This is a genomic window from Bacillus cereus group sp. N24 (assembly GCF_016483345.1).
Taxonomy (GTDB): Bacteria; Bacillota; Bacilli; order Bacillales; family Bacillaceae_G; genus Bacillus_A; species Bacillus_A toyonensis.
Map to the genome: position 1 here is coordinate 551126 of NZ_JAEHCA010000001.1, position 16059 is coordinate 567184.

The window sequence follows — 16059 nt, forward strand, 5'->3', positions numbered from 1 at the left end:
CGATATGTTCAACAGGACTCGCAACATCCTACCAGTTCTCTTATGAACTTCTGTATATCACTATACAGACCAGACTATATCATCATCTTTTATATAAGATGCTCCCCATTTCGGATGTCATTAACTTACACCCTACGCTTTTCAGCTAGTCGTTGCACGTTCCTTTGTTAAAGGCTTCGCTCAGTATTGTCTCATTTGAGAGTTTCACTGAATTAAAGGAGTTTTCTATGAATGTCACCACTCATAGGGACAATTTTTCATCCAAAAGGTTATCGATATTCCAACTTTTAGTGTCGACTCCTGCAGACAGAATTCCTTGGACTTCTTTCGCTGAAAATCCAGCTTGAACCATCTGATCCCCATATTCAGCGATAATATCCAATTGTTCTGGTGGAAATCCTGTTTTTAATAATGTATTAACTAATCCCAATGCTTCCTCGTTAGTAATACCTAACGTTGCACCAATCTCATTGGTTTCTTGTATAAGTTCATTAAAATCAATTCCAGCGTAAGATGCTGCAATAGTCGCTGCCCCTTTAACCACAGCGGCATTTGTTTCATCAGAAGCATCCTTATTTAATGCCCATTGTCTGCGAACACCTTCTAATGCTTCTTCAGCGTCAATACCATAAGTACTAACACCCCTAATAGCTTCTTCCACTGATTTTTTCGAAGACTCTGGAACATCAAATGTGATATCAATTTTTGTTTGTAGACTTGACATATCCATTGCTTTTTCAATAGCGGTTGCAATACCGCCACCAGCTGCCATTCCACCTATAACATTTTCTAATCCTATTTTTAATCCTTCAAACTTTTTCTCTGTTTTGCCAGCTTCCTGTTGTAAGTCTCTTAGTTCGTTTCGTACTTGTTGAATCGAGTTACCAGCATCTACAGATCGAAGCGCACGTTGTAACTTTTCAATATCAGCTTCTGTTCCTAATGCTTCTCGTCCGATAATTCCAATTGCTTGATCTAACTGCTTACTGGTAGCCGTTCCACTTCGAATTGCATTCACAAGACGATTTCCTAATGCTCCCGCAAAATCATCAACACTTTTTCCAGTAGCGCTAAACAATGTTTCTAACTGTCTTGTTGAACTTGCTACACTATCTTGCTCAGCCTTCATGTTTCCAAGCTTATTCTTCAGACCATTAAGCGATCCTTCTGTAAATTCAATTTCACGCCTAAATGCGCGATATTGCTCTTCGGAAATTTTTCCGTTTTGGAATTGTGCTTGGACTTGTTGTTCCGCTGCCTTCAATTTATCTAACTTTTGTGTGGTGTTTTCAATTTGCTGAGTCAGTAACTGTTGCTTTTGAGCTAAAGCTTCAATATTACCTGGATCAAATTTTAATAATCGTTCAACATCTTTAAGCTCTTTGGTTAAATCATTACTTCGCTTATTAACATCTTTTAACGCATTTTGAAGTCCCGTGGTTTCACCATCGATTGAAATACTAATTCCTTTAATTCTTCCTCCTGCCATCATCTCACCCCTTTCCTAGAACGAATCGAAGTCTTTTTGATTTGCTTTACGAGTTTTTTCTTTGTCTGGATTCTCCATTTCAGCAAATTCAGCAATGTAATCAAAGCAATCACCTATTGTCATTACTTCTAAATCCCAACTCGTTAATTTCGATTTATAACAAAGAGCAAGGAACAAATCAGTCGTGAATTCTTCATCACTGAAAGTCCCTTGCTCTTCATTACTTTTCTTTAGTTTTTTTTTGCTCCCATTGTACTTTGAATCATATCGTTAATCTCTGGAATGATTTCATAAATAGGGAACTCTTCAAATCCGTCTAACCATGTAATTGGATCCGGAAGATTCGGATCAGCGGTTTTAGCATATAACCAAACTAAATCATAAATAACTTCAAAATCTATTTTCTTTAAATCTACATTAGAGAGGTCAATAGAAGGCTGGGAACCATCTTGTGGTGTAAATGTACCAATGGCTCCTAAAGCCATCATATCCGCAAACAAATCACGTCTAAATTGCGCTTTATAACGCTTAACAGTTGCTGCTGTACTTTTCAGTCGAACTTGCTTACCATCTATTACAATTGTTTTTTCCATCTCATTACACTCCTTTTGGTGCTGTTGGTGTTTTCACATAGACCTTTTTGTACCAATTATCATGGATTGCTGGTGTAGTTTTAGAAGTTGTCTTGGTCTTAACCATCGGTCTACCACCAGTTGCTAGAATAATTGGGCTCGCAACGAATTTAAGCTCGTTTGTATTCGGTTCAGCTGAATTCGTTTTTGATTTCGATGAAATATTAGGACGACTTGCTGAACAGTTATACATGACATGACGAGTTGCTTTCACATCACCATCAAACTCAAATAACAGCGCGAATGGTTTACCTTTTGCATCGGCCAACTCATTTAATACACCATCTGTCTCATCTAATTGTTCACCTAACGCATCAATTACAAATTGCTCCGGAAGGAGTGCAATATTTAACGTTCCTTCATAACCTTGGTTATTATCCGCTGAGTAATAAAGCATATCGTCGGCATAGAATTCAATTAAATCACCGCGTGGTTCATTTGTTAGTTCAACCGCACCAGGCATTGGAATTGGTGTTCCAAATGTAACTAACCCATCTTTTGTTTCATATGTTGCATAATGGACATTTTTTAATCCAAAACTTACTTTGTTCTCACTCATTTATATCAACCTCGTTTCATAATTTTTTTGAAATAGGTTTTCAGTTTCAATAAAAACCTCATAGGATTCATAAGGAATCTCATAATTTTCTAGGATTTTTTCAAGATTTGCTTCAGCAACTAAATCTTTTTTATTTGTATAAAGCTCGATACTTAAGTTATTTATCTTGTGATATACCTTGTTATCAGCCATTAAATTCGCTGATCCGTCCACAAGAAAACAAATATAAGGTGGCGCTGAAACTGGATTAGTTGGCGTTGCTGTGAAATGTGAATAAGCCACAGGATAACCTGTAGCATCAAGGATTTTCTTTAATTCACCTAATGTCATTGTTGAATCGCCCTTTCGACACGTTCAATTAGTTCATTTATTGCTTTTTCTTCTGCCGGGGCAATGTGAACCTTAGCTGCTACACGGCCACCATTTGCTTTAGCATGTCCCTTTTCCAATAAATGTGTAAGTTGTGGTTTCAATGCATTATAAACAATGATTGCACTGCCATCTTTCTTTTTCCGCCAGCCTTTACCATACTTCCCTGTTTTCTTAGGACTTTTTTGTTTCAATTCATTCACAAGATTGGTCGCAACCTTTTCTTTAGCATCTTCTATATCTTCTTCTACTAGGTTAGCGTATCTTTGCAATTCCCTAGCAATATCACTTGCAAGAGTATCAATATTAGACACCCGCTTTCACCTCACAATAAAGTTCGATTTTTTCATCGTCTCTTTCATACGTGCGGTAAATGCTATATTCTTTATCTCGATACTTCACTTTTCGTTCATCCTGATAATCCCAGACATGAACAATCAATATATGACTAGCCTTAATATTACTTTGTCCAGCTTGAAAGAATTCTGATTGAGGAACTGATTTTTTCTTGCAAAATACCTGTCTACTAAATACTTCATCTTCCTCAACTTGTCCTAGTTCATCTTTAGTAATTGTTATTACTGGGAATAGTAAAATATCATTCATTTATAGTCACCCGCTAAAGTTAGATGATTCTTAAGCATGTTATACGATGCTAAAAAACGTTCTGCCTCTTTTGCGTCTGAAATAAAATTAGCTTTTACATACGTAATAACTGCTCTTTTAATTAGAGGATCATTATCATCATTTGCCTTAAGATGAGAAACACCAGATAACTTCAAATCATATCGAGATGCTTCAATTAAATCTTCAAGTTCATCATCAAGAGCATTATGTGAGACACGTACCGCCTTCTTCACAACATCAAGCATCATGTTCATTCACCAACTTGCTCTAGCTGTTTTAAAGCTTCCAGAGCGGCATCTTTGCCCTTAATCTTTTCACCATTTGGAAGTTCGTAATACCCTCCTCCAACATGAACCGGCCCTTTTAAGCCTTCTTGTTTATCTATAATTCGTTCTTTATTCAAGAAACCTTCATCTTGTAAATACATTACACGTTCTGTGTCATTTGATTCATATGAATCTGCAACACTATAATGAATGAAAGTGAATTTATCTCGAAAAGCTCTTTTTACAACATATTTATTCAACGGTTTCCCACTCACTGTTAAACCTCCTTATACCATAAAGAAAAGCGACTATTATACAGTAGCCGCTTTCTTCACTCGTAAGAATCCATTTTTAGAAATTACGTTACCACCTGCAAAAACAGAACCTCTATGTGCAATCATACCTTGCTTGAATTTAAAGTCTGTAGATCGTTGAACGTCCATATCTGAGAAGATAGTAAGTTGATAGTTTGATAAAGGACCATATGCCATGCTATATTGTCCAGCTGTTGTTTTAGCATCAGAAACAGCCTTACAAGCACTATTAATAATGAATGGTACCCCATCAATTGTTCCAGAATTACCTTGTGATACTACGTTATATACCTTTTTACCATCAGATGTACGAAGCTTAGCAAATGCTTTTAAATCTAGTTTATTTAAAATTAATACTGCCGCATCTTCTACGTCTTCATCTCCACCATAACTATAAATAATTTCATCTAATGTAGATGCATCAATCGCCGAGATTTCTAAATCTTTTTCTGCATCAATCGCCGTAGCTGCTGCCGAGAAAATACCAGCAAGTCGATTCGTCGCACCTGTACCAATTAAAATTTCACGAGTTAACTTTTTACGAGTAGCTACCGTAATCCCCTTCATTACTTCAGCATCGTAATCAGCTGCTGGTAATTTTTGAAGCTCTTCTGTGTCCTCTGAATAAGCTGTAACTTTTGCTTTTGTGATATCTGCATATCCAAACGTTGTTTCTGATGTATTGTAGTCATTACCTTCAGTTGTGTAATCACCTTCTCCATAACTTTTAATATACGGCTGTTGGTAACTCTCTCCACCTTTTAAAGTTTTAGAAGACACACGATCAATTAGCGTAGACACTTCATTGAAAGTTGGACGAATATCCGTTGCACTATGCTTAGGTAAAACTACATTACCACTTCCAACTGTAACAGCACGGTTTTCCATTAGAGCCTGTCCACGTTTTTCAGAAGTCTCTAATTCTACGTCTTGTTTTTGAGGTTCATTGTTAAATGTTTCAACTGTACGCATTTCAGGCATTTGATTATTATTAATCTCCTCTGCTTCTTTTAATAATCTTTGTCGTGTTTCAATTTGTTTTTGTGTTTCTTCAAGGTCTCGTAATTCTGTTTCTAATGCTTCTAAGTCTACTTCCTTATCGCTTTGTAACATTGAGCGAATTTCTGATTTTCTAGTTAAAATTTCTTGTAATGTTTTCAAATGAATCTCTCCCTTATAAATATGTTTTTAAAATTAGTTTTTTACGTAATTCTTTTTGATTGCGTTCATTCACAAATTGTTTGTATGGGTCATGACTTCTAGCTGAAACTTGCGAGTCAGGATAAGCCGGGAAAGCTACTGGACTAATCTCTAGTAACTTAGCTTTTGTTACACTACGAACTACATTGTCCGGATCTGATTCATCCCATTCTTCTTTGACCATTTGGAACCCAAAGGAAACACCGTCTACATCACCGCGTTTAATCGTCTCGTATGTGTCATTTCCGAGTGTTGTATTGGCTAAGTCTAGTTCAAACCTTAGTCCAATCTCATCTTCAAACAAACGAAGAGTACCATTTTTAGTTCTTCCTAACACTTGTGATGTGTCGTGGCTCCATAAAGCTAATTGATCATCTTGAGTCAAGGACTCTGTGAAAGCTCCTTTTTTAAACTGCTCTTTAAATCGTTGCCAATAGCCCATTGTTACAGATTTCATTTCCCATTTAACTGCATAACCAGAAATTGTCCGAAGGCCATTCTCTAATTCCCTAATTTCAAGAGCACTACTCAGTAGTTCCCTCTTTTCCGTCTTGTTCATTGTCATCACCTCCTTCATCGAAATAATAAAAAGCATCCAATATAGGATGCTTTTTAATTTTTCATATTAATTTATATATTCCCATTTATAACCGCCAGTTTGTTTCCTTTCACCTTTACAGCACTTAGATATATGTTGTCTTATTGCGCCGGTTGCTTTAGCCGCTTCAGTAATATTTATGTATTCTTTTATAAATTGGCCGTCGAGTGCCAATTGAATTACTTTTTTACAATTCCCTGCGTTGTCTCCAGTTCTTTGTCTTCCATACATAGGGTTTTTATCCCCTAGCATTTTCCCTTTTAAAGATTCACTAATTTTGGCTTTGTGTTCTTCAGTGAATATTTTCCCGTACATAGGATTTTTTTCTCCCGCAATACTAGGCCGAGGTCCTCTCATATTAGATTTGCCTTCTTCACTTCTTGGTTTCCTCATTTTCACTCTAATATGTTCTGGTATTCTTTTTCCTTTCCAATAAGAAACATATCCTAACTCACTGAACTTTCTTCCCCACATCGGATGATCTTTACCACTAGCAGAGAAGTTAATAGTGCTTTCAGAAACATTATAGCCATAATCTTTGTTCAAAGATTTTGCGGAAATTATCCATTCCTTTTCTTTTCTCCTCAACTCGTCCATATCCCTAACTTCTTCTAGAACTCTAATGAAAAAAGAAGCTTCACCGTATTTATTCCACGCTCGTTGTAAATGTTCGCTATGATGTTTGTTGTTTCTTAAGGAATTCAAATGTTCTCTTTGCCTCTTGGGTAAATTGACAGTACTACCTATATACAATTTACCGTTAACCTTGTTTTCAATTGCATAAACAACGTTCTTAGACATTCTATATACCTCCGAAAGTATAATTCCGATTATTAAAAAGGTAGGAAATCCGCTCGGATACGACCTTTCATTACAGCTCATGACTTCCGTAACTATCCTACCTTTTTATTATACTATTTCCCTTTTAATTGAGGTCTCCTTCTTCTTTTAAGTTGTTTTCCTTTGTATTTTCAACCATGTCATTATTAACAGGAGCAGTATCCAGTCTTCTCACAGGGATATCCCCTCCCTCAATAGGTGCCATACTTAATATTTGTCGTACCTCATTAGGTGTCATCATCCCTCTGTCAACATATTGAATTAAATTTAACTTCGTACTCATTGAAGCATACTGAAGGTTACTACTCTCGAAGATTATCTTATTGCCATGACCTCGTTCACTTTTGGAAAATATTTTTCTTGTAAGTTCGCCACTCAACTGCATTGCTAATGGTTCAATCTCCGATTCCTGGTATGCCACCCACTCATCTTCTGTATATTTACTCTGTATAATCTTTTCATTTGTATTAAAGAAATTGTAAATACGCTGAACTGTTTCTTGCATTTGTTTTGAATCCGGAACAAACGATTCTGGTTTGACTTGTTCTAAATCATATCGTGGATCAGAAGAAGCTGCGCCACCATCATTTGCAATATTTAAATAGTTATTAACAAAGTTTTTAACCTGAGTATCGATATCTTCTTGTTTCAATACCGATTTAAATTTAAGAATCCACTTTACTACAGCACTATTTTTAATTGCTTTGACAATCCCTTGATCTGTAGTCGTTACAATCTCCATCAATTGCGATAGTGCTTTACCTGGATGTTCACCGAAGAAGTCATTTTCATTAAAATCTTTACGTAAATGAATTACATCCGTATATGGTACAGTCATTTGTTTTCCGTTTCTAAAATGAAACTTCAAAAAGATATCTCCATATGTTCCTTCAACTACCTCAACTGTTGTACAAGGAATTGGATATATTTCTAATGCATAACCCCGTTCATCTCGTTTAATATAAGCAAAGGCATTGTGATTCAGTTCTAATTGGTTTGTCATTTTTTCCTGAAACATTTGACCTGTCATCAATGGATTGGGTTCTTCTAATAAAAACCGAATGTATGGCTCTGGATTAACTTTGAATTCTTTTTTATTATCTCTGATGTGCTTAGCAACTAACTTACCAACAGCTTTTGCTTTAGGCCTTATGCACGCCCGAATTATGTCACTCTGATAAATGTCTCCATTCCAAGAGAAAAAACCGCCACCCGTATCACTAATCATTTCATAACGGTTATAGCTTTTGGTAGAAGGAGCCTGTTTCTTTCCAAATATCTTATCAAATAACCCCAATTTCTCACCTCCTTCTTATATCATGTTGAGGTAGTCATTTCGTTTTTCTTGAAGAACTACATATGCATTTAAAAGCGCTGCTGTGCCATCAATACGACGTCGTTGGTTCTTTGTTTTATTTGGTTGTATATTTAAATTTTTATCAACGTCTATTGCTGTGTTGGAAAGACACCACTTGTCAATTGTATGGTTATTATAGTTTATTAGCTTAGATTCCAAGTCGGCTCCTAAAAGTTTCATAGGGCTAGAAAGGGTCTGTTTACCTTGTGCAACCGGAATCATAGCTTCCTTCCCGAAATACCCTTGCATGTCCTCAACCCAGTAATTCGCTGACCATTTATCATAGCCAATCCAAGGTAGATAAATGCCATATTCATCTCGTATTTCTAAGAACCATTTCGTGACAAATTTATAATGAACGGAATTTCCCGGTGTTGTTCGTAATATTCCTTGCTCGTGCCATAAATTATATGGAATTTTATCTTCTTTACTTCGCTGCTCCAATAAATCTTCCGGAAGCCAATACATCTGCTTCACATAAATATACGGGTCTTCTGGAACCATAAAAATAACCTTCGCTGCCGTTAAATCAGTAGTTGAAGATAAATCGCAACCACCAATTCCATAGGAAGGCTTTAACTTTTCTATATCGAAAGTATCAGGATTATTTAGTTGTTCAAAAGTCAGCCATGCCTCTGTTGAAGTTTCTCTTATATTAAAATCTTTCGTTAGTAAGTTTTTTACCAGCAAAGAATTTGCTTTTGCCTTGTTTACTTTTGTTTCAAGTTGGTCCACCTTTTTTATCGTTCCAAGCCCAGGATTGGCTTTCTTCCACTTTGATGGGTCAGTCCATTCCTCTCGTTTATCCAGCTCGTAGATTATGGGTAAAAAACGCTCATCTTTATATCCATCCGGATCATCTAGTCCATTTAACAACATTTCTGCTTCTTCATACTTCATATCATACACTGACTCTCGGACAGTTCCGGCTGTTGTAATCATAAATATCATTGGCTGTTCTCGTGAAGACGTACCATCTACAATAACATCATATAAATTTTTATCTTTCCAAGCATGAATTTCATCCATCATAGCACCATGTACGTTAAGTCCATCTAAAGTTTCACTATCAGAACCAAGTGGTTTAAATGTACTATCATTCCATTCAGAAACCATTTCAGATACTAAAGGTTTAATACGCTTTAATAGTGCTGGTGACTTCTTTACCATTCGCTTTGATTCTAGCCAAACTAATTTCGCTTGGTCTTTCTTAGTTGCTACCGCATAAACTTCTGAACCTGGTTCCCCATCTGCTATTTGCAAATACAATCCAATACCTGAACCAACAGTAGATTTTCCGTTTTTACGAGCAACTACAAGTAATACTTCCCTGTATTTTCTTGTGCCATCTATTCCATGTACAAAGCCAAATGCTGCTGCAATAAATGCCTTTTGCCATACTTCTAATACAATTGGTTTTCCGCCCCATTTTCCCTTTGAGTGCTTACAAAAATTTTCGATGAACTCAATGGCATGGTTCGCTTTCTTTGAGTCGTATTCATATATACTTTCTTTATCACCAATATCACTTACTAATTTCTTATATATTCTACGGACTTTTTCACTAACAATTTCTTTTCCTGATTCAATAAGGCTGTAATATTCAATGATGGGGTTATAAGACAAAGGATATTGTATCCTCATTTATTCATCACGAAGTCATCAAACCCATCATCCTTCTCCTTACTTTCAATAGGTTTTTTAGGTATGTAATCACCCAACTGCTTCATAATCGTTTGATAACTTTTATTCATAGCTATATATCTTCTTGCTGCTGGTCTTTCCCTTTCATATGGCTCTTGATTCTCTGATTGCGAGAACATTTCATCATAACCATTTTCATCGAGATCTTTACGTACATCTTCTAATCGAACACGCAAATCTGCCGCTTCAACAATTAGCCCCTCTACTACCAAGAGGGTATCTTTTGGCATTTCTTTATATATCCGTTTAAGTCTGGTTATCTCTTTATTAACCCGTTCTTCTTTTGTTAATTCTTTCTTTATCGCCATAAATAACACCTCATCTCTTCTGCATTTTGGGTAGGGGGGTCACGCGAAATGACCTGTGTATTACGTGAAGGTATCTCATCGGTCCTATGAGAACTCGAAAAAGATTTTGAAATGGGGGGGCTTTTATTTCTTTGGAAATATCAGCGTTCATTTTTTATTTTGATTTTTATTCTTTTTGTATTAAATCCCCATTCTCATCAAACATTACTCCCTCAACAACTGGACTATTCTTCTCATGATGTTCACGATTGTGGCAATCCTGACATAAAAGTTCTAAGTTATGAAAGCTCAATGTAATCTCTGGGTTATTTATATTCTCTGGTGTTATGTAATCCTTATGGTGAACAATTTTTCCACTCCCCTTACACCTCTCACACAATCCATATCTAAATTTAAAATATGAATCCCTACACTTCTTCCATGCTGTGGATTTATAAAATCTCTTTGCATATTCTTTTGCCATGCATCCACCTCAAAACAAATAACCGCTCAATGTTGAACGGTTATCTTTTATATAAAGTTATACGAAACCTAATACGGTAAATGAAGTTTTATATAACATAATTGTCATTAATCCCTATCTATTATTAGGTGGCTTTTGTACGACAAAAACTATATGGTTTATAACTTTTTAATTATATTAACGATATCTCGATGAGCCTTTTCTACTAGAAGCTAATTTATTTTTATTTGCTCTTTCTTTTTCCGCTCTTTCTTTTTCCATTCTTTCTTTTTCCGCTTTTTCTTTTTCCACTCTTTCTTTTTCTTTTTCGTTTTCCTCTTTTTCCTTTTTTTCAATACACTTATCAATAATTTGCTTATAAAAATGAAACCTTCCAAAATTATTTCTATAATTCTGCAAAGCAAATATTATATAAATAAGCATGAGCATCAATAATACAAATACAATTGATCCACTTATAAGGACTGTATTAAATGCAAATGTTAAATTATCTGCCTTTTGAATTATATTATCTATCTTTTGAGCTATTTCCCCTCCATCGTCTCCTTTACTAAAAAGCATCGCAGAGTTTAAAGAAAAACCAGAAAAGCAAGTAAATAACGCTATCAAAGTACCTACTAGAATCGTAATCAAAGAGTTGTAGAATGTTTGAGTTGGACCAAATAACTTACTTTGTTCTATTTCCCCTTCCAAAATAACACTCATTGACTCTAAGTCTTCTTTTGTATGTCCATCTTTTAGCTTGTTAATAAATTCCGAGCATTGTGTAACATTTAGTTCTTTGTACTTAATATTGAAATATTCTTTTATTTTCCCATCAAGATATTTTCCAACCTTATTATTTTTTACATCCACGGCACTATACCTCCTTTGAATTCATAAATCATTATATTATTGTTTTCTAATTCACTCAATAAAAAATATCCATATAATTAATATATTTAATACTAAAAATTGCTAATAAATATCAAAAAACTATTGATACGTATTATAATACGTGTTATAATAAGAGTATAGAAAGGAGGGAATAAGGGAGATGGACATTCTAGATATTTTAGACAAAGTAAGCGGGATTTCTTCTTTCATCTTAGCGATATACATACTTCTCAAAGAAATCAAAGAAGAAAAAAATAAGCGTCCTCAACGCAAAGGTTCCAGCCGACCAAGCAGAAAACCTAAGCGAAGAAAACGCAAGTAAGCTAACAAGAAGCCCAACCAACTGGTTGGGTTTCTCAAAAAAATATTAACATCTCCCATATCAATATGTCAAAAACTTCATTGATTTTAAATACTATTTGTTTATTTTTAACAATTCGTTTCTTTATTGTTACCGACTTTTCTAATTTACAAATGTTAGACACTATCTACTTAATAGTTATTATTTTATGGATTCTGGTCTTTACCATTTCGATTGTCAAGAAATTAAAGAAGTAAATCCATTACACTATATTTAGCAGGAGGAAAAGCTAATGAGCACTTACCAAGATCGCTACATCTACCCATCTATTTTTGATTTTTCTAATGAGCAGGTTACTGTTACATTTCCTGACTTAGCAGATTGTCATGTTAATGGTAATAATTATGAGGATGCTTTTGAAATGGCTAAAAAGACATTAGCAACTCACCTATATGAAATAGAAGAAAATAAAGGCATTATTCCACCAGCATCTAATCCAGCTTCTATCCAAACTAAAGAGAATCAAGTTATTGGCTTTATTGAAGTATGGATGCCACCATTCCGTAGTGAAATTGAAAATAAAGCAGTAAAGAAAACATTAACCATTCCTCATTGGCTTGATAAAATGGGAAAAGCTAATAATGTAAACTACTCACAAGTGTTACAAGATGCATTAAAAAAGCATTTAGGTGTTACTGAAAATAAGAACGTATAAAAGAGATGATTTATTTTCATCTCTTTTTCTATCTCCATAATAAAAGAAATAACCCTTTATATTAGGATTATTTCTTCAACTGATTTTATTCGAATGCCTTTTTAATAATTTTATGAGTCCCAATTAAAGAAAGACCTAACAAAACTGTCCCAAGAAGAAAATAAACTATAAAAATAAAATAATACATATACTTGTTAGAATCTATCGGTAAATACGGGAACCAAAAAATAGTTAGTAAAAAGAGTAGTGCAATAAGCATTAACGTCAAATAATTCATATAAAAGTTTTTGTTCTCTTTTCTAGCTTCTAGACTTTGAAAAGCTATACAAGCAATTGCAATCCCGATTAAACCTATTATTATGCTTATCCCTAACTTAGAAGTCTCCTGAATCATCCCTACTAACATTTCCATATTTCCTATAGCATTAAATACTACAGATAATAATGTAAAAACCGCCAAAAATATAACTAATTGGGCGATTACTTTAATGTCTTTACGCAATTTCCTCATACAAATCAACCTCCTCTATATAAGAATAAAAGGAGGTTGAAACAAAATCAATAAAACTTAATATAAAGTTAAAATACTTCATTCTAATACTTATCATAATTAAGCTTTGTACAAAAATGACTATTCCTCTTCATATGGTCTATATTTACTACGCAATACTTCTAGTTCTTTCTTCTTTTCTTCAATGTCTTCACGTAGAAACAAACTCACTCGTTCCATCTTCTTAAATGGTACAAGTTTACCATCTTTAATCATTTTACTAATTCTCGCTTTACTAATCCCTAAAACATCCATTACCTCTGGTGTCGTTAATACTTCATCATGTAAAAAAGAAAGCAGTTGCTCTTTATCCTCAAACTTGTACACTTTATTCACCTCTTTTTTCTTTAAAAATCCCATAAAGTCGTAATGACGTATTTATTATATAAAGGACTAAAAGAATGATTAACACGATATCCAAAACAGTTTTAAAAATACTCGCTTCGACTGAATCTCGAAAATACGCAAAGTAAAACAGTGTAACGAAAATAATTAAGATGTTCGATGAATTACTTGTTTTCTTCATATTGTTTACAAATTGGCAAGTTGTTATAATGTGTATAGAAGAGAGAAGGTGGGCTTCTCTCTTCCGCTCAAAATCATTTTCGTTTACGTCTGGCTGGGCGTTTTCGTTTGGTTTTGAGCTTTTTTACTTTTTCGTGGATGACTAGGACTTTCTCAATGATTGTTAGTGCTGTAAGTATCATTCCTAGTATCAGTGCTAACTTTGCCAATTTGTTTCCCCCCCTTTCGTTCTTTCTATATTTATTATACCATATCTATTTACTTAGGTAAATAGATATGAGTGTTGTTTTTAACACTTTTTCTTAATTCTATAGACTTCCTCTACAAGATATCTATCGTTTTTTTTGATTATACAAGAACGTTTATTCACATTACAAAAAACAGATATACAAATTTTAATTTATAAAGTACCATAATGAGTGAAGAATAATCATTAAATTCAGTTTTCTATCCAATACAGCTCTAAAATAAAATGATTATACTTTCTACTAAGCCAATTGTTATGGAAGTGCTTAAGTAGATTAAACTCAAAAATATTATGCAACCACATTTTCACGTCAAATATTGTACTATTATAAAGGAGGAACCATGTTGGAAAATCCCTATCAAAACCCAAAAAAATATGAAAACAGAGCAATTGTATTCTTAGATTTTCTAGGTTTTAGGAACATTGTGGAAAAAACCGTGAATTCAGATACAGAATTTCAAGAATTATTAGAAACACTTAATCGTATCGTTGATTATGCAACTACTACAAGCGAAGATGAAGCACGTTTGGGAGTTCACTTTCAAGACGAAGAAACAACCGAAAACAAATATGCATCGATGTCAGAAAAAGATAAGGAATATTCCGAAAAAATATCATTAAAAGAAAAAACTACAACTAATCTTTCAGATGATAGACGTGTAACTATCTTTTCCGATAGCGTCGTTATTTCTTATCCTATTAATTGTATGTATGCACTTTTAGTTAACACTTGGGTTCTTGCAGGTGCTATCGCAACAAATGGTTATTTAATTCGTGGAGGAATCACTTCTGGGAAGCTATATCATGATGAAAGAATTGTATTTGGACCCGCGATGAATGAAGCTTACCGTTTAGAAAGTACAGTTGCAAAGATGCCAAGAATAATTCTTGATTCAAATTACATAGAAACAGCACGTCAATATAGCAATGAAGATGAAGATAAATATTCTGTCAATGATTTAGCATGCATTCAAACAGATTCAGATTTCGATAATTATCAATTTATTGATTTTACAACAGCTACTTTTTTAACGAATAGTTTCCCAAAATTAGAAAAGAGAATAATAAATGATTTAGACGAAATAGCTTCAAATATACCTAATCTCAGTGGGAAAGACCTTAAAAAGGCTGAAAATATACAAGAAAAATTAAATTGGATGCAAAAGCGCCTTAATAAAAGCTAATGATTTTTTAATATGCATTATATATTTATAGATAATTTTTATGTTTATATTAACCCTTCAGAACTCATATATCTTATATAAATTCTGAAAGGTTAATATAAACCATATGAAATTCTTATGTAAAACTACTATCGATTAATCCTTCATATCTATCCCTATCAACCAAATAGGTACTTTCACAACACTACCATATTGCTCTAGTGTCTGTTTCATTTTATCAAAAGTTACTATACCGCTACTTAAATACTCTTCTAAATTTCCCGTTGCTGTAATATATATTAAAAGATCTACTTCCATTGATTCTTCTAAATGAAGAACTTTAAACATATCATAAAAACCTAAGCCCCAATTCCCAAATTGAACTTCACCAACTACTGTTGGACTTTGTTTAGGTACCATTATATCTTCACCTTGAAATTGGGTAGTAGGTACTTGATTCTGTTCAACAATCTCCTTCCACTCTTTGTTTCTCTTCAACTGTCTATTCCATTCATTTTCTCCTCTATGCATCGCTCTTCTGCCAAAGCATAAATTTCTAAAGTTTTTTATATTGTATTCACTATCAAATAAAGCAAAGTCGAACCCTCCAGTTTTAGGGGAGTCATACAATACACCCTCTTTACATTCAACTTCAAACTTCATATTCACAATAGTTTTTAAGCTATTTTTTAATGCTTTGTTTAAAGAACCTGCACTTACTCGTTTAAAATACTTCTCTTCCTTTTCAGAAACTTTAAATTCTAATCCGCTTAGCTTACTTTCAATACAAAGTTTAATATCATTTTCCAATTGAATATGCTTATTCAAGAATAAATCTGAATGTCTATGGAATAGTTCGTTTGCTATAAATAATTCCCCATCTTTTTTTTCAATCCATTCTTCCTTACTCTGACTATCTATTTCAATCATTAAAATTCCTCCCCTTCTCAACAAAA

The 16059-nt window shown here is 34.0% G+C and carries 23 protein-coding genes; 3 read left to right on the top strand and 20 right to left on the bottom strand.

From position 1 onward, the window contains the following. Nucleotides 1-241: 241 nt before the first annotated feature. The 16 genes from JDS95_RS02695 to JDS95_RS02770 form a co-directional block, all read right to left on the bottom strand. On the bottom strand, nt 242-1489 hold the full coding sequence (locus JDS95_RS02695) for a hypothetical protein (RefSeq protein ID WP_044810220.1): 1248 nt from the start codon (nt 1487-1489) through the stop codon (nt 242-244). Between the two features lie 230 nt (nt 1490-1719). Next, on the bottom strand, nt 1720-2082 hold the full coding sequence (locus JDS95_RS02700) for a hypothetical protein (protein ID WP_000415944.1): 363 nt from the start codon (nt 2080-2082) through the stop codon (nt 1720-1722). 4 nt (nt 2083-2086) lie between these two features. Continuing rightward, entirely contained in the window at nt 2087-2680 is a 594-nt protein-coding gene (locus JDS95_RS02705; protein ID WP_144467684.1) for a major tail protein, read from the bottom strand. Further along, nucleotides 2681-3010: a hypothetical protein gene (locus tag JDS95_RS02710; protein ID WP_199690233.1), complete on the bottom strand. Its 330-nt coding sequence runs from the start codon at nt 3008-3010 to the stop codon at nt 2681-2683. It abuts the gene before it with no gap. Beyond that, on the bottom strand, nt 3007-3363 hold the full coding sequence (locus JDS95_RS02715; RefSeq protein WP_000065124.1) for an HK97 gp10 family phage protein: 357 nt from the start codon (nt 3361-3363) through the stop codon (nt 3007-3009). The genes JDS95_RS02710 and JDS95_RS02715 overlap by 4 nt, the downstream gene beginning before the upstream one ends. Then, complete coding sequence (locus JDS95_RS02720) at nt 3356-3655, bottom strand: phage head closure protein (protein WP_044793467.1); 300 nt, start codon at nt 3653-3655, stop codon at nt 3356-3358. The genes JDS95_RS02715 and JDS95_RS02720 overlap by 8 nt, the downstream gene beginning before the upstream one ends. Continuing rightward, on the bottom strand, nt 3652-3924 hold the full coding sequence (locus JDS95_RS02725) for a head-tail connector protein (RefSeq protein ID WP_000979031.1): 273 nt from the start codon (nt 3922-3924) through the stop codon (nt 3652-3654). The genes JDS95_RS02720 and JDS95_RS02725 overlap by 4 nt, the downstream gene beginning before the upstream one ends. Before the next feature lie 2 nt (nt 3925-3926). After that, a complete protein-coding gene (locus tag JDS95_RS02730; RefSeq protein WP_199690234.1) occupies nt 3927-4217 on the bottom strand; it encodes a hypothetical protein in 291 nt (96 codons plus the stop codon). A gap of 36 nt (nt 4218-4253) precedes the next feature. Then, entirely contained in the window at nt 4254-5417 is a 1164-nt protein-coding gene (locus JDS95_RS02735) for a phage major capsid protein (protein WP_199690235.1), read from the bottom strand. A 13-nt stretch (nt 5418-5430) separates the two neighbouring features. After that, nucleotides 5431-6015 carry an HK97 family phage prohead protease gene (locus tag JDS95_RS02740; RefSeq protein WP_044810228.1) on the bottom strand — a complete coding sequence of 195 codons (585 nt, stop codon included), beginning with the start codon at nt 6013-6015 and terminating at the stop codon, nt 5431-5433. 66 nt (nt 6016-6081) lie between these two features. Then, a complete protein-coding gene (locus JDS95_RS02745) occupies nt 6082-6855 on the bottom strand; it encodes a GIY-YIG nuclease family protein (RefSeq protein ID WP_199690236.1) in 774 nt (257 codons plus the stop codon). A 124-nt stretch (nt 6856-6979) separates the two neighbouring features. Continuing rightward, entirely contained in the window at nt 6980-8191 is a 1212-nt protein-coding gene (locus JDS95_RS02750; RefSeq protein ID WP_199690237.1) for a phage portal protein, read from the bottom strand. 15 nt (nt 8192-8206) lie between these two features. After that, nucleotides 8207-9895 (bottom strand): terminase large subunit, encoded by a 1689-nt coding sequence (locus JDS95_RS02755; RefSeq protein WP_199690238.1) that lies wholly within the window; start codon nt 9893-9895, stop codon nt 8207-8209. Next, complete coding sequence (locus tag JDS95_RS02760; RefSeq protein ID WP_000985229.1) at nt 9892-10263, bottom strand: hypothetical protein; 372 nt, start codon at nt 10261-10263, stop codon at nt 9892-9894. Before JDS95_RS02760 ends, JDS95_RS02755 begins: the two co-directional genes overlap by 4 nt. A 166-nt stretch (nt 10264-10429) precedes the next feature. Continuing rightward, nucleotides 10430-10726, bottom strand: a complete 297-nt coding sequence (locus tag JDS95_RS02765; RefSeq protein ID WP_044793474.1) for an HNH endonuclease — start codon at nt 10724-10726, stop codon at nt 10430-10432. Nucleotides 10727-10903: 177 nt separating this feature from the next. Continuing rightward, a complete protein-coding gene (locus JDS95_RS02770; RefSeq protein WP_199690239.1) occupies nt 10904-11581 on the bottom strand; it encodes a hypothetical protein in 678 nt (225 codons plus the stop codon). A gap of 181 nt (nt 11582-11762) precedes the next feature. On the opposite strand from JDS95_RS02770, the gene JDS95_RS02775 reads away from it, so the two are divergent. Then, entirely contained in the window at nt 11763-11924 is a 162-nt protein-coding gene (locus JDS95_RS02775) for a hypothetical protein (RefSeq protein WP_000352021.1), read from the top strand. A 271-nt stretch (nt 11925-12195) separates the two neighbouring features. After that, a complete protein-coding gene (locus JDS95_RS02780) occupies nt 12196-12618 on the top strand; it encodes a type II toxin-antitoxin system HicB family antitoxin (RefSeq protein ID WP_199690241.1) in 423 nt (140 codons plus the stop codon). A gap of 85 nt (nt 12619-12703) precedes the next feature. Here the strand turns inward: JDS95_RS02780 and JDS95_RS02785 are convergent, their stop codons facing one another. The 3 genes from JDS95_RS02785 to JDS95_RS31525 all read right to left on the bottom strand — a co-directional run bounded on the left by JDS95_RS02785 (nt 12704) and on the right by JDS95_RS31525 (nt 13902). Next, the gene (locus tag JDS95_RS02785) at nt 12704-13129 is read right to left on the bottom strand and encodes a hypothetical protein (RefSeq protein WP_199690243.1); all 426 of its coding nucleotides are present in this window, start codon (nt 13127-13129) and stop codon (nt 12704-12706) included. A 120-nt stretch (nt 13130-13249) separates the two neighbouring features. Then, nucleotides 13250-13528, bottom strand: coding sequence for a helix-turn-helix transcriptional regulator (locus JDS95_RS02790; RefSeq protein ID WP_003159543.1), 279 nt, complete (start codon nt 13526-13528; stop codon nt 13250-13252). Between the two features lie 239 nt (nt 13529-13767). Further along, nucleotides 13768-13902 carry a hypothetical protein gene (locus JDS95_RS31525; RefSeq protein ID WP_001086026.1) on the bottom strand — a complete coding sequence of 45 codons (135 nt, stop codon included), beginning with the start codon at nt 13900-13902 and terminating at the stop codon, nt 13768-13770. A 382-nt stretch (nt 13903-14284) separates the two neighbouring features. Between JDS95_RS31525 and JDS95_RS02795 the strand changes: the two genes are divergently transcribed. Beyond that, entirely contained in the window at nt 14285-15124 is an 840-nt protein-coding gene (locus JDS95_RS02795; RefSeq protein WP_206773817.1) for a hypothetical protein, read from the top strand. A gap of 135 nt (nt 15125-15259) precedes the next feature. Here the strand turns inward: JDS95_RS02795 and JDS95_RS02800 are convergent, their stop codons facing one another. Continuing rightward, nucleotides 15260-16033, bottom strand: a complete 774-nt coding sequence (locus JDS95_RS02800; RefSeq protein ID WP_000569637.1) for a BglII/BstYI family type II restriction endonuclease — start codon at nt 16031-16033, stop codon at nt 15260-15262. Nucleotides 16034-16059: the final 26 nt, after the last annotated feature.